The organism is Chromobacterium vaccinii, from assembly GCF_001855275.1.
Taxonomy (GTDB): domain Bacteria; phylum Pseudomonadota; class Gammaproteobacteria; order Burkholderiales; family Chromobacteriaceae; genus Chromobacterium; species Chromobacterium vaccinii.
In genome coordinates this window covers 1,830,394-1,843,179 of record NZ_CP017707.1, presented here as the reverse complement: position 1 = coordinate 1,843,179, position 12,786 = coordinate 1,830,394, and the positions used below count along the sequence as shown (strand labels likewise).

Annotated in this window: 9 protein-coding genes; 4 read left to right on the top strand and 5 right to left on the bottom strand. The window is 65.9% G+C overall.

Features of this window, described 5'->3' with window-relative positions:
- The first annotated feature begins 14 nt into the window (after nucleotides 1-14).
- Complete coding sequence (locus BKX93_RS08475) at nucleotides 15-1,166, top strand: ATP phosphoribosyltransferase regulatory subunit (RefSeq protein ID WP_070979508.1); 1,152 nt, start codon at nucleotides 15-17, stop codon at nucleotides 1,164-1,166.
- A gap of 39 nt (nucleotides 1,167-1,205) precedes the next feature.
- Entirely contained in the window at nucleotides 1,206-2,501 is a 1,296-nt protein-coding gene (locus BKX93_RS08470) for an adenylosuccinate synthase (RefSeq protein ID WP_046158343.1), read from the top strand.
- Nucleotides 2,502-2,573: 72 nt separating this feature from the next.
- On the opposite strand, the gene BKX93_RS08465 is transcribed toward BKX93_RS08470, so the two are convergent.
- From BKX93_RS08465 to BKX93_RS08455, 3 genes are all read right to left on the bottom strand, one after another.
- The gene (locus BKX93_RS08465) at nucleotides 2,574-4,271 is read right to left on the bottom strand and encodes an alkaline phosphatase D family protein (RefSeq protein WP_070979506.1); all 1,698 of its coding nucleotides are present in this window, start codon (nucleotides 4,269-4,271) and stop codon (nucleotides 2,574-2,576) included.
- A 188-nt stretch (nucleotides 4,272-4,459) separates the two neighbouring features.
- Nucleotides 4,460-4,813, bottom strand: a complete 354-nt coding sequence (locus BKX93_RS08460) for a VOC family protein (RefSeq protein ID WP_046158341.1) — start codon at nucleotides 4,811-4,813, stop codon at nucleotides 4,460-4,462.
- A gap of 60 nt (nucleotides 4,814-4,873) precedes the next feature.
- The gene (locus BKX93_RS08455) at nucleotides 4,874-6,115 is read right to left on the bottom strand and encodes a cytochrome-c peroxidase (protein WP_070981747.1); all 1,242 of its coding nucleotides are present in this window, start codon (nucleotides 6,113-6,115) and stop codon (nucleotides 4,874-4,876) included.
- 169 nt (nucleotides 6,116-6,284) lie between these two features.
- Between BKX93_RS08455 and BKX93_RS08450 the strand changes: the two genes are divergently transcribed.
- Nucleotides 6,285-8,387 carry an acid phosphatase gene (locus tag BKX93_RS08450; protein WP_070979505.1) on the top strand — a complete coding sequence of 701 codons (2,103 nt, stop codon included), beginning with the start codon at nucleotides 6,285-6,287 and terminating at the stop codon, nucleotides 8,385-8,387.
- A gap of 130 nt (nucleotides 8,388-8,517) precedes the next feature.
- On the top strand, nucleotides 8,518-9,915 hold the full coding sequence (locus tag BKX93_RS08445) for a DHA2 family efflux MFS transporter permease subunit (RefSeq protein ID WP_046166835.1): 1,398 nt from the start codon (nucleotides 8,518-8,520) through the stop codon (nucleotides 9,913-9,915).
- A gap of 42 nt (nucleotides 9,916-9,957) precedes the next feature.
- Here BKX93_RS08445 and BKX93_RS08440 read toward each other — a convergent pair whose 3' ends face one another.
- Together BKX93_RS08440 and BKX93_RS08435 are read right to left on the bottom strand one after the other, a co-directional pair.
- Entirely contained in the window at nucleotides 9,958-11,037 is a 1,080-nt protein-coding gene (locus tag BKX93_RS08440) for an ABC transporter ATP-binding protein (protein WP_070979503.1), read from the bottom strand.
- Nucleotides 11,030-12,772 carry an ABC transporter permease gene (locus tag BKX93_RS08435; protein ID WP_070979501.1) on the bottom strand — a complete coding sequence of 581 codons (1,743 nt, stop codon included), beginning with the start codon at nucleotides 12,770-12,772 and terminating at the stop codon, nucleotides 11,030-11,032. Before BKX93_RS08435 ends, BKX93_RS08440 begins: the two co-directional genes overlap by 8 nt.
- Nucleotides 12,773-12,786: the final 14 nt, after the last annotated feature.

The following is a 12,786-nucleotide window of genomic DNA, read 5'->3' as shown; positions in this document are numbered from 1 at the left end:
TCTGTTGAAACGAAATGCGTAATTGGCTGTTACCCGAATACATCGCTGACATCCTACCGGCCACCGCGCGCCAGGTGGAGTCGGCCAAGGCCGCGATGCTGGAAGGCTTTCGCGTGGCCGGCTACGAGCTGGTGCTGCCGCCGTTGATCGAATACATCGACTCCCTGGTGAGCGAAGGCGACGACACGCTGGACCTGAAAACCTTCAAGCTGGACGACCAGCTGTCCGGGCGCCAGCTCGGCCTGCGCGCCGACATCACGCCGCAGGTGGCGCGCATCGACGCCCACCTGCTGGGCGAGCGCACCGGCGTGACGCGCCTGTGCTACGCCGGCAGCGTGGTGCACAGCCGCCCGTCCGGCCTGACCAGCTCGCGCGAGCCGCTGCAGGTGGGGGCCGAGCTGTACGGCTACGCCGGCATCGAGGCCGACCTCGAGATCATCGAGCTGATGCTGTCCACGCTGGAGAAAACCGGCGTGAAGAAGCTGCGGCTGGACGTCGGCCATATCGCCATCTACCGCGGCCTGGCCGCGGCGGCCGGCCTGTCGCCCGAGGTCAGCCGCGAGCTGTTCGGCCTGCTGCAGAACAAGGACGCCGCCGGCATCGCCGCGCGGGTGGTCGGCGTGGCCGAGCCCTACAAGAGCGCCTTCCTGGCGCTGCCGGAGCTGTACGGCCCGGCGGCGGTGCTGGAGAAGGCGCGCACCCGGCTGCCGTCGCTGCCGGAGGTGGAGTTGGGTCTGATGCAGTTGTCGGCGATCGCCCGCGCGATGGAGGGCAGGGTGGAAGTGAGCTTCGATCTGGCCGAGCTGCGCGGCGACTTCTACCACACCGGCCTGATGTTCGCGGCCTACGCGCCGGGCTGGTCCGACGCGATCGCCCGCGGCGGCCGCTACGACAATGTCGGCCGCCGTTTCGGCCGCGCCCGTCCGGCCACCGGCTTTAGCCTGGATCTGCGCGATCTGCTGCGCATCCTGCCGGAGCGCGATCCCAGCCGCGGCATCCGCGTCTCCGCCCGCCATCTGCCGGCGGCAGCGGCCGAAGTGGCGCGCCTGCGCGCCGGCGGCGAGATGGTGGTGGTGGATTACCTGGGAGAATCCGCGGCCGCATTGAATTGCGACCGAGAGCTGGTTCCCGCTGCCGATGGCTGGCAGCTGGCGCCGTTTCATTGAATTTTTGTTTGAATCTGACTGACGAAGAGGTTTTTTCCAATGTCCAAGAACGTTGTCGTGATTGGCACCCAGTGGGGTGACGAAGGCAAGGGCAAAATCGTTGACTGGCTGACCGACCACGCGCGTGCCGTTGTGCGCTTCCAAGGCGGCCACAACGCCGGCCACACCCTGTGGGTGAATGGCAAGAAAACCGTCGTGCGCCTGGTGCCGTCCGGCATTCTGCGTCCGGATGTCGAGTGCTTCATCGGCAACGGCGTGGTGCTGTCGCCCGAAGCGCTGCTGAAGGAGATCGACGAGCTGGAAGCCGCCGGCGTCAACGCTTCGGCCCGCCTGAAGATCGCCGAAGGCTGCCCGCTGATCCTGCCGTACCACATCGCGCTGGACCAGGCCCGCGAAGCCGCCAAGGGCGACGCCAAGATCGGCACCACCGGCCGCGGCATCGGCCCCTGCTACGAAGACAAGGTCGCCCGCCGCGCGCTGAAGGTGATCGACCTGTTCGATCCGGCCCGCTTCGAGACCAAACTGAAGGAAAACGTAGACTACTACAATTTCCTGCTGACCAATCTGTTCAAGGCCGAGCCGGTAAGCTACGAAGCGATCCTGGCCGACACCATGAAGATGGCCGAGCGCATCAAGCCGATGGTGGCCGACGTGTCCCGCATCCTGTACGACCTGGACCAGGCTGGCACGCCCATCCTGTTCGAAGGCGCCCAGGGCACCCTGCTGGACATCGACCACGGCACCTATCCGTACGTGACCTCGTCCAACTGCGTGGCCGGGGCCGCCGCGCCAGGCGCCGGCGTGGCGCCGCAAATGCTCAACTACGTGCTGGGCATCGTCAAGGGCTACGCCACCCGCGTGGGCTCCGGTCCGTTCCCTACCGAGCAGGAAAACGAAATCGGCGCCTTCCTGGCCGAGCGCGGCAACGAGTTCGGTTCCGTTACCGGCCGTCCGCGCCGCTGCGGCTGGTTCGATGCCGCCGCGCTGAAGCGCTCGATCCAGATCAACGGCGTGTCCGGCCTGTGCGTGATGAAGCTGGACGTGATGGACGGCTTGAAAGAGATCAAGCTGTGCACCGGCTACATGCTGGATGGCCAGAAGGTCGACATCCTGCCGTTCGGCTCTGACGCCGTCACCAAGTGCGTGCCGGTGTACGAAACCCTGCCGGGCTGGACCGGCACCACCGTCGGCGTCAAGCGCTGGGAAGACCTGCCGGCCAACGCCCAGGCTTATCTGAAGCGCATCGAAGAGGTGTGCGGCGCCCCGGTCGACATCGTGTCCACCGGTCCGGACCGCGAAGAAACCATCGTGCTGCGCCACCCGTTCGGTCTGTAATCGAACCTAGGTTCAGCCAGAGAAAAGCCCACCGTTCGCGGTGGGCTTTTTGTTTGCCTGGATGCGCTCGACTCAAGTCTCAGTCCACGGCGCCAGCGCCAGCTCCGCGCGCAGCGGTTTGCCGCTTTGGCCGAACCAGCCGCCGCTCTCCAGCACTTGTCCCTGGTTGCCGAAAGCCGTCACGGTCAGTTTCGCCGTCGCGGGATCAAGGTCCACGCGGCAGAAATTGTCTTCCTGGGTGAAGTTCCAGGCGCGGTAGTCCATCCGGTGCGGCTTGCCGCCGGCGCAGAAGTCGAAGCCGTCTTCCTGTCCCTGCGCGCGCGAGTCGTGGACGAAGCCGGACGGGTCGCCGTCGGCGAAGGGGAAGGGCCAGTAGAAGGCCGAGGAGGTGATCGACAATACGCGCAGCCGCTCGGCCTCGGCGGAGCCGCTCAGGCTCAGCTCGGCGATATTGCTGCAGTGGATGTCGCCCGACAGGAAGACCACGTTCTGCACCCGCTTCTCCACGATGAGCCGCAGCAGCGCGGCGCGGGTGGCGGGAAAGGCGGGCCAGGAGTCGGTGGCCTCGCACCAGCGGGCGCGGTCCGCGCCGCAGCCGGCGCGTCCGCTGCGGGCGTCCATCGGATTGGGCGCGAACACGCTGGGGCTGACGATGAACTTGGGCGTGTCGCCCAGCTTGTCCTGGCAATCGGCCAGCCAGGCCAGCAGCAGGTCGAGCTGGCTGGGCTCCTCGTCGGCCAGGCTGGGGCGGCCCAGCAGGTGGTTGTCGTCCAGATTGTCCGGCACGTCGTCCATATAGCGCTGGGTGCGCGAATCCATCGCGAAAAACGGGTAGCGGCCGCACTGGAACTGGTAGAACAGCCGCTGGCCGTAGCAACTGGGGCCGTGCACCCACTGGTAGCTGCGGTAGGCGGCGATGGCCAGGTTGAACACGCGCCGGCTCTCGGCGCGGCGGACGCGGTCCTGGCTCCAGTTGTCCTCTATTTCGTGGTCGTCCAGGATCATGTAGGCCGGCAATTGGCGCAGCAGCCGGCGCATGTGGCGGGAGCCGAAGGCGCTGTGGTAGCGCTGCTGGAACTCTTCGAAGGTGTCGGCCAGCCCCAGCGGCACGTGGCGGTTGAGCATGTCGGCGTAGATCTGGTCGCCCACCATCAACAGCAGCCGCGCGGCGTCGCGCCCATCCTGCCCCTTGGCTTCCCGCAGCAGCGGCTCGAAGATGGCGTCGGATTGCTTGGTCTTCCACAGCAGGCCGGGATAGCGGCAGGAGCCGACGATGAAGCTCAGCCGGCCGGCGGGCGCGTCCGCCGCCGGGAAAGTGCGGAAGCGGGCTTCGGATTCTTCCGCCGGCAGCGCCTCCAGATCGTCGAGCCAGACTTCGGCGGCGGGCAGGCGCTTGGCCAGCTCGTCGTGGGACAGGCTGTCGTCTTCCGGAGCGGGATCGTCCAGCAGCAGGGTGCCGACGCGGACGATGTAATCGGTGTCAGGGAGCAGCGGGGCGGGCGCGCTGTCCGCCGGCTTCAGGCCCAGCTCCTCGCCCAGGGTGAAGGTGCCGGTGCGGTCGTACTCTCGCCGCAGCCGGAAATAATGGACGCGGCGCCGGCGCGGGCGGCGGCCGTTTTCCCAAGCGATGGCGATCACGCCTATGGTGCGGCACTCGCCGTCGATGTCTGCGCCCTCGTCGCCGGCGGAGCCGCGTATCCAGACGCGCGCGCTGCTGGCGGTGGTATGGCCGACGATGGGCCCGAGCTGGGCCGGTCTGAGTTTGCTCATGGGGGCTCCCGGGGCCGGACGCGGCGCGTCGGTCCCTTTCCTGATGCGGGTGCGTGGATGCGGCTGTTTTTATGATCTGCGCGGCGGCGTTGAGGCCGTCCGTGTTTGAAACATATGCCGGGAGCGGGTGCTGCGGGGGAGCGTTTGGCGGGATTAAGTGGATGTACGGAGCCCGTGGCGGGAAAGGCTCAGCCCAAGTGCTGGAGGATGTTGACCAGTTTGCCCAGCGGGTCGCGGACGAAGAAGCGGCGCACGCCCCAGGGCTCGACCGCCGGCCCGTATTCGATGGCGATGCCGGCGCTCTGCGCGCGCGCCAGCGCCTGCTCCAGATCGTCCACTTCGATGGACAGTTCCGGCACCGGGGTGCCGGAGCCGCCTTCGCTGGCGAAGCTGATTTGCGGCTGCATGGCGGCGTCGGATGCGTAAATGCGGATCCAGCCGTGGTCCATCACCATGTCCAGGCCCAGCACATCGCGGTAGAAGCGTTCCGCCGCGGCCGGCGAGGCGGTGGCGATATTGGCGACGATGCGCTGAACTTTCATCGAGCTCTCCGGCGGTATGGAATCGACCCTTCAGCATAGCCGCTGTCCCGCCGCCGCGGCTCAGCTTTTGCCGCGGCCCGCCGGCTTGTAGCCGTCGTTCAGCGTTTTCAGGAAGGCCAGCATGTCGTCGATGTCGCGCTCGCTGAACATGGCTTTGCCGCCCGCCTTGCCGCCGAACGGCGCTTCCATGTTGACGTTGGCCTGATAGCGCGCCGGCAGGTCGTCGAACTTGGCTACCTTGCCGTCTTTGCCCTTCGGATACCACTTGCCGGGGCGGGTGTCGCGTTCGGCGTAGAAGCGCAGCACCTGGCGCAGGTCATGGAAGGCGCCGTTGTGGAAGAAGGTCGTGCGGCTGGCCACGTTGCGCAGCGAAGGAGTGCGGAACAGGCCGCAGTAGTCGCCGCGGTTCTTGAAGTCGGTGCGCGCCGGGCCGCACAGGCCCAGATCGAAGTAATGGCCGTCGCGGTTGGCGGCCAGCTCCGGATTGCGCGGCGCGCCGACGGCGATATGGCCGTAGTCGGTGAAGGCGGGGAAGGCGCCGCTCTCGCTGCGCTGGCTGATGTGGCAGGACGCGCAGTTGCCCTTGTCCGGATCGTTGAACGCCTTCAGTCCGCGCGCTTCCTTCGCGCTCAGCTTGGCCTGGCCGCGCAGGTAGGCGTCGTACTTGCTGTTGTAGGGATAAAACTCGCGCGGATTCTGCTGGAACACTTCCAGCGCCAGCGCGGCCTTGTCGAAAGCCTGGGCGGGGTGGCTGAAGATGTCGGTGCCGAACAGCTTCTGGAAGCGCGCGGCGGCGGCGGAGCGCCGCAGCTTGTCGACCACCGCGGCCGGCGTGCCGTTGGCCATTTCGTTGGCGGCCAGCAGCGGCAGCGAGGCCTGGGCATGGGTGGAGTCGGCGCGGCCGTCCCAGGTATAGCCGCCGGTGGGCCCCGCGTCTTCGCTGTCGTTGCCGTCGTTGTCGTGGAAGTGCTCGCTGAATGGCGGCACGCTTTGCAGATAGCGCAGGGAAGGCGCGGCGCGGGTGCCGGGCTGTTTGCCATCCTTGCCGCCCAGCTGAGCGGCCAATCCGTTCGGCGGGCCGTAGGCATGGGACGGGCTGTGGCAGGTGGCGCAGGACATCCGGCCGGAGGCGGACAACGAACGGTCGAAGAACAACTGGCGGCCTAGCTCCTCCAGCTGTTTGGCGCTGACCGGGTGCGGGCCGGGCGCATAGCTGGCGCTCTGATAGGCGGGTTTGGCCGGAGCGGCAGCCTGGACGAGGCCGGCGCAGGCGAAGGCGATGGAGAGCAGAAGGCGTTGCATGATGGCGGTGTTGATTGCGGTGGCGGGACTGTACTTGGGGTTAATGACAAAAAGATGAAAATGGAAATGCGGCATCTGTTCATACGGGAAATACTGACAGAATGTAAATGTAATGTAACATGCCGTCGCGATACTTCGCATTTTCCGTTAAACAGCAAGGAAATCCGTGATGCAACGTTTAGCCTGTGGCCTGGCGCTGACCCTGGTCGGCGCCGCTGTATTGAGCGCCTGCGGCAGCGGCGGCGGCTCTGCCTCCACCAGCGGGGTGGTGACCGGCAGTTACTTCCGCCACGCCAAAGTCTGTCTGGACCGCAACGGCAACGGCCGCTGCGATGCCGCCGAGCTCTCGACCTATACCGACGACAATGGCGCGTTTCGTCTGAGCGGCCAGGGCGACGTGGTGGTGGAAGTGGGCACTGATGCCGTTCGGTACGACCCCGATACCCAGACCGCCGCGCCGGTGACCGACCCCTTGGTATTCCGCGCGCCGGCGGCGGCCAACGGCGTGGTCAGCTCGCTGTCTTCCGAGGTGGCCGATCTGATGGATGGCGGCATGGACTTGAACAGCGCGCGCAAGGCGGTGGCCGCGCGGGTGGGCGTGCCGGCGGACAAGCTGCTGGGCGACCACAACAAGGAAAGCGATCCCGACGTCAAAGCCGCGCTGAAGGCGGCGATCAACCAGAACATCGACGCCATCGCCGGCGCGGTGAAGGAGGCGGGCGCCGGCGGCGACGTCAAGAGCAGCCTGCACAGGCGGATGGCGCTGTCTGACATCAAGAACGTGGTGGTGATTTACGCCGAGAACCGGGGCTTCGACAATCTGTACGGCCTGTTTCCTGGCGCCAACGGCATTCCCGGCGTCAATCCGTCATCCAGGGGCGGCTACGTCGCGCAGAAGGATTTCGACAACTCGACTCTGCCGGCGCTGCCGCCGACCTGGGGCGGCCTGACCGCCGCCGGCCAGGCGGTGACCTTGAGCCAGGCGCAGACCATGGGCTTCGCCAATACGCCGTTCCAGATCGACAATCCAAACGGGCTGAACGGCACCGGCGTGGCGGTGCCGCAATCGGTGGTGACTCGCGACCTGGTCCACCGCTTCTACAATAACCAGATGCAGATCAATGGCGGCGCCAACGACAAGTTCGCCGCTTATTCCGACGCCGGCGGCCTGTCGATGGGCTATTACGACGGCAGCAAGATGGCGATGTGGAAGCTGGCCCAGCAATACACGCTGGCGGACAACTTCTTCATGGGCGCTTTCGGCGGCTCCTTCCTCAATCACCAGTATCTGGTCTGCGCCTGCGCGCCGCAGTATCCGAATGCCGATGCTTCGCCGGCCAAGGGCAGCATCTCTGCGATCGATACCGACGACAAGGGCAATTTCGTGCGGCTGACGCCGGCGGCGAATACGCCGGCATCCGTGCTCTCCGGAGCGGCCAAGTATCTGAACGACAATAATTTGACGCCCAAGGACGCGACCGGCATGTACTATGCGGTCAACACCATGCAGCCGGCGTTCCAGCCCAGCGGCAACGCGCCGGCTTCCGGCGACGCCAGCGGTCTTTACGCCGATCCGGCCAAAGCCAACACCTTGCCGGCGCAGACCCAGGCGACCATCGCCGACCGATTGGACGCGAAGCAGATCAGCTGGGCCTGGTATGCCGGCGGCTGGGCGCAGTCCACCGCCGACCGCAGCAAGATCTACAACGGCGGCGTGCCCAATTTCCAGGCTCACCATCAACCGTTCAACTACTATGCCAGTTTTGATTCGTCCAAACAGGCGGCCTATCGCAGCCAGCATCTGAAGGATTTCGATCAGGATTTCCTGAGCGCCGCAGCCGCGGGCGCGCTGCCGCAAGTGGCTTTCTACAAGCCGCAGGGCAACCTGAACCAGCATGCAGGCTACGCCAGCGTGGCGGACGGCGACGCCCACATCGCCTCGGTGATCGCCAAGCTGCAGCAAAGCCCGCAGTGGAAGAACATGCTGGTGGTCGTCACCTATGACGAAAACGGCGGCTTCTACGACCACGCGGCGGTGCCCAAGGGCGACCGCTGGGGGCCGGGCACCCGCATTCCGGCCATTCTGATCTCGCCGTTCGCCAAGAAGGGCTATGTCGATCACACCCAGTACGACACCGCATCCATCCTGCGATTCCTGACGCGGCGCTTCAGCCTGCAGCCGTTGCCGGGCGTGACCGCGCGGGATGTCGCGCTGGTGAGGAACGGCGGCAAGCCGATGGGTGACTTTGCCTCGGCGCTGACCTTCAACTAAGCCGCTCCACTCTGAAGGTTGCCGGGCCGCCCGCTTTGTCGGGCGGCTTTTTGTTAGCGTTCATGACATTCGGCACGCTGGCGGTCGCAGAGTGATAAACTGAAACGCTTCTCGCTCATATCCTTTTGTCATGCAGTTGAAAATCGCTCCCGGCATGCTGACGCCGCTCATCGTCGCCACGGCGCTGTTCATGGAAAACATGGACGCCACCGTGATTTCAACCTCGCTGCCAGTGATCGCGCAGGATCTGGGGGTGGACCCGATCTCGCTGAAGCTGGCGTTGACGTCCTATCTGGTCAGTCTGGCGGTGTTCATTCCCATCAGCGGCTGGATGGCCGACCGTTTCGGCGCCCGCCGCATTTTCCGTTCCGCCATTCTGGTATTCATGCTGGGCTCGCTGCTGTGCGCGATGACCGGCAGCCTGCACGGCTTTGTGCTGGCGCGCTTCCTGCAGGGCATCGGCGGGGCGATGATGGTGCCGGTGGGGCGGCTGGTCATCTTGCGCACCATAGACAAGGCGGATCTGGTGCGGGCGCTCAGCTACCTGACCGTGCCGGCGCTGTTGGGGCCGGTGATAGGGCCGCCGCTGGGCGGCTTCATCAGCACTTATTTCCACTGGCGATGGATCTTTCTGATCAATATTCCTATCGGCCTGCTCGGATTGGCGCTGGCGGGCCGTTTTATCGCCAATCTGAAAGAGGATGAAGTGCCCAGGCTGGACTGGTGGGGTTTTCTTTTGACCGGAACCGGACTGTCGATACTGATGCTGGGGCTGGCCACCGAGGGCAAGCACATGTTGTCAGCCACCGCTTCGATCTGGCTATCCATGCTGGGCGCGTCGCTGCTGCTGGCCTATCTGTGGCATTACCGCAGGCAGTCGCATCCACTGCTGGATCTGTCGTTGCTCAGGCTGCCCACTTTTTATGCCGGCGTGGTCGGAGGCTTCATATTCCGGGTCGGCATCGGCACCATTCCTTTCCTGCTGCCCTTGATGCTGCAGTTGGGTTTCGGCTTTTCGCCGTTCGAGTCCGGCCTATTGACCTGTTCCACCGCGATGGGCGCGATAGGGATGAAGACCGTTGTCTCCAAGGTGTTGCAGCGGTTCGGTTTTCGGCGGGTGCTGGTCGTGAACAGCATTCTGGCGGGGTGTTCGGTGGCCGTGTACTCGCTGTTTCAGGCAGACACGCCGCATTGGCTGCTGCTGCTGGTGTTCGTGCTGGGCGGTTGCCTGCGTTCGCTGCAGTTCACCAGCCTGAATGCGATCACTTTCGCCGATGTCGACAAGGAGAGGCTTAGCCACGCCACCAGCTTGTCCAGCGTCGCGCAGCAACTGGCTGCCGGCTTCGGCGTGACCGTGGGCGCGTTCGCGTTGCAGGGCGCTGCCTGGTTGCAGGGCCATCAACAGCTGACCGCCGGCGATTTTGGCCACGCTTTCCTGTTCATGGGCGGTCTGACCGTATTGTCCAGCCTGCAGTTTTGGAAGCTGGAGCAGGATGCCGGACGGCAGGTATCGGGCGGGCATGAGTGACAGCCGTTCCGGGTTTGTGCCCGGAGCGGCCGCTTGCCGAGGTTAGCTTGGATTGGATGCTTCCCGGCCGAACGCCCAGGTGTCGCGCTCGCCGAACTCCAGCCAGCATTCGCCAGCCGCCCTGGCTTCCTGGCCGTAGGCGCGCAGCCGGTTTTCCCCTTGTTGCAGCAGGTATTCCCAGCGGTCGCCCAGATACATCGAGGTGAGCAGCTTGGCTGGCAGGCGGTTGTGGCCGGGCTCGTCGCGTACTCGCAGCCGCTCCAGCCGGATCACCGCCTGCGCTTGGCTTCCCGCCGGCAAGGGCTGGCGGGCGGTGGCCTTCAGCTGCCAGCCGTCGCCGTGCAGGATGACGCTGTCGCCTTCGCTGGCGGCGACGGTGGCGCTCAGCGTGTTGTTGGCGCCCATGAACTGCGCGCTGTACAGGCTGGCGGGCTGGGAGTAGAGCTCGGTCGGCGTGCCGGCCTGTTCGATGCGGCCATGCTTGAGCAGCAGGATGCGGTCGGACATCGCCATCGCTTCGCCCTGGTCGTGGGTGACGCACAACGCGGACAGTTTCAGCTCTATGATCAGTTCGCGCAGCCAGGCGCGGGCTTCCTCGCGCAGCTTGGCGTCCAGGTTGGACAGCGGCTCGTCCAGCAGGATGACCGGCGGGTTGTACACCAGGGCGCGGGCGATGGCCACTCGCTGCTGCTGGCCGCCGGATAGCTGATGGGGGTAGCGCTGGCCCAGCGCGCCCAGACCCAATTGCTCCAGCACCTGTCCCACGCGGTCGGCTATCTCTTTTTGCCCGGTCTTGCGCAGTTTGAGGCCGTAGCCGACGTTTTCCGCCACCGTGCGGTGCGGCCACAGCGCGTAAGACTGGAACACCAGGCCCAGCGAGCGGTTCTCCACCGGCAGGTTGTGGCTGGCGTCGCCGTCGTACAGGGTTTGCTCGTTCAGGCGGATGGAGCCGGCGGAGGGCTGCTCCAGCCCGGCGATGGCCCGCAGCAGCGTGGTTTTGCCGCTGCCGGAAGCGCCCAGCAGCGAGACGACTTCTCCGGCATTGAGGATGAAGGACACGCCTTTGAGGATGGGCGTGGCGTCATAGCTGAGAAACAGATTGTCGACGACGAGCTTAGTCATGCAGTTTCACTCCCAGGCGCAGCGCCACGGCCAAGCCGGCGCCCACCATCAGAATATTGATCACGGACAGCGCGGCCACCTGGTCCACCGCGCCTGTGGCCCACAGCGATACCAGCAGCGAGCCGATGACTTCGGTGCCGGGGGACAGCAGGTAGACGGCGGTGGAGTATTCGCGCTCGAAAATCATGAAGATCAGCAGCCAGCTGGAAATCAGGCCGAAGCGGATCAGCGGCAGGGTGACGTCCAGGCTCGCTCGGCGCGGGCTGGCTCCGACGCTGCGGGCGGCTTCTTCCAATTCCGGGCCCACCTGCAGCAGCGCGCTTTGCACCAGCCGCATGCCATAGGCCAGCCAGACCACGGTGTAGGCCAGCCAGATCGAGAACATGCTGTTCTTCGCGCCCTGCAGGCCGGGGACGAACAAGAACACCCATAGAAAGGCGAGGCCGGCCAGGATGCCGGGCACCGCGCGCGGCAGCAGCACCAGATAGTCCAGCAGCCGGCTGCCCCAGTCGTGGCGGCGATGGCCGGCGAAACCCACCAGCGTGTAGAAGCCCACCGCCAGCGCGCCGCCTATCACCCCCACGCCCAGGGTGTTGACGATGGCGCGCACGATGCTGTCTTCCTCGAACAGCAGCGAGAAGTGCTCCAGCGTCAGCGCCTCGGCTAGGGATACGCCTTCACCCCAGTGACTGACCACCGAGCGCAGCGCGATGCCGGAAATCGGCACCGCCACGGTCAGCAGCAGCCACAGCAGCACGATGGCGACGGCGGGATAGCGCCAGGCGCCCAGCGACAGCGCGTGCTGGCGGCCGGCCTTGCCCTTCACCGTGACGAAGCGGTTGGCGCTGCGCAGCAGGCGCCGCTGCAGCAGCACCAGCGGAAAGGTGATGGCGATCAGGCATACCGCCACCGCCGCCATCAGGTGATAGGAGGGAATGCCCAGCTTGTTGGTGAGCTTGTAGAGATAGGTGGCCAGCACCAGATGGCCTTCCGGGTCGCCCAGCACCAGCGGCAGGCCGAAGATCTCAAAGCCTAGAAACAGCACCAGCACGCCGGAAAACAGCAGCGAGGGCATGATCATCGGCAGGCTGACATCGCGCGCCACCCGGAACGGGCTGGCCCCGGCCACGCGCGCCGCTTCCTCCACGTCCGATCCCAGATTGCGCAGGGCGGCGGAAGCGTAGAGATAGATGTGCGGCACGTGGGTGAGGCCGGCGATGATGGCGATGCTGGTCAGCGAATAGATGCTCCACGGCAACTCGTCCCAGCCGAACAGTTGCTTGAGCCACAGCGAGTAGAAACCCACCGGGCCGGCGGCCACCACGTAGCCGAAGGCCAGCACCATCGGCGAGACGAATACCGGCGTCAGCAGCAGCGGCTCCAGCCAGCGGCGGCCGGGCAGGTCGGTGCGGACCATCAGGAAGGCGAGCACGCCGCCCAGCGGTATGGCGATCAGCGCCATGCCGGCGGCGATGGCCACCGAGTTCTTCAGCGCGGACCAGAAGTCCGGGTCGGCGAAGATGAAGCGGTAGGCGTCCAGCCCCAGGCTTTTGTCCGCCATGAAAAAGGGCTGGTTGAGCAGGCTCTGGTACAGCACCAGCGACAGCGGCGCCATCACGGCCAGCGCGACGCAGGCGATGATCAGGTTGCGCCAGCATAGGTGGCGCGTCAGTCGGCGGCCGGGCGCGGTTGGCGGCGCCGGCGGCGATGCCGCGGCGGTGGAGGAAGTGTGCATTGCGTGGACTCCGG

What these genes read in the sequence shown, in the direction of transcription:
- BKX93_RS08475 (WP_070979508.1), top strand. Translation starts at nt 15, where the DNA reads ATGCGTAATTGGCTGTTACCCGAATACATCGCTGACATCCTACCGGCC.
- BKX93_RS08470 (WP_046158343.1), top strand. Translation starts at nt 1,206, where the DNA reads ATGTCCAAGAACGTTGTCGTGATTGGCACCCAGTGGGGTGACGAAGGC.
- BKX93_RS08465 (WP_070979506.1), bottom strand. Translation starts at nt 4,271, where the DNA reads ATGAGCAAACTCAGACCGGCCCAGCTCGGGCCCATCGTCGGCCATACC.
- BKX93_RS08460 (WP_046158341.1), bottom strand. Translation starts at nt 4,813, where the DNA reads ATGAAAGTTCAGCGCATCGTCGCCAATATCGCCACCGCCTCGCCGGCC.
- BKX93_RS08455 (WP_070981747.1), bottom strand. Translation starts at nt 6,115, where the DNA reads ATGCAACGCCTTCTGCTCTCCATCGCCTTCGCCTGCGCCGGCCTCGTC.
- BKX93_RS08450 (WP_070979505.1), top strand. Translation starts at nt 6,285, where the DNA reads ATGCAACGTTTAGCCTGTGGCCTGGCGCTGACCCTGGTCGGCGCCGCT.
- BKX93_RS08445 (WP_046166835.1), top strand. Translation starts at nt 8,518, where the DNA reads ATGCAGTTGAAAATCGCTCCCGGCATGCTGACGCCGCTCATCGTCGCC.
- BKX93_RS08440 (WP_070979503.1), bottom strand. Translation starts at nt 11,037, where the DNA reads ATGACTAAGCTCGTCGTCGACAATCTGTTTCTCAGCTATGACGCCACG.
- BKX93_RS08435 (WP_070979501.1), bottom strand. Translation starts at nt 12,772, where the DNA reads ATGCACACTTCCTCCACCGCCGCGGCATCGCCGCCGGCGCCGCCAACC.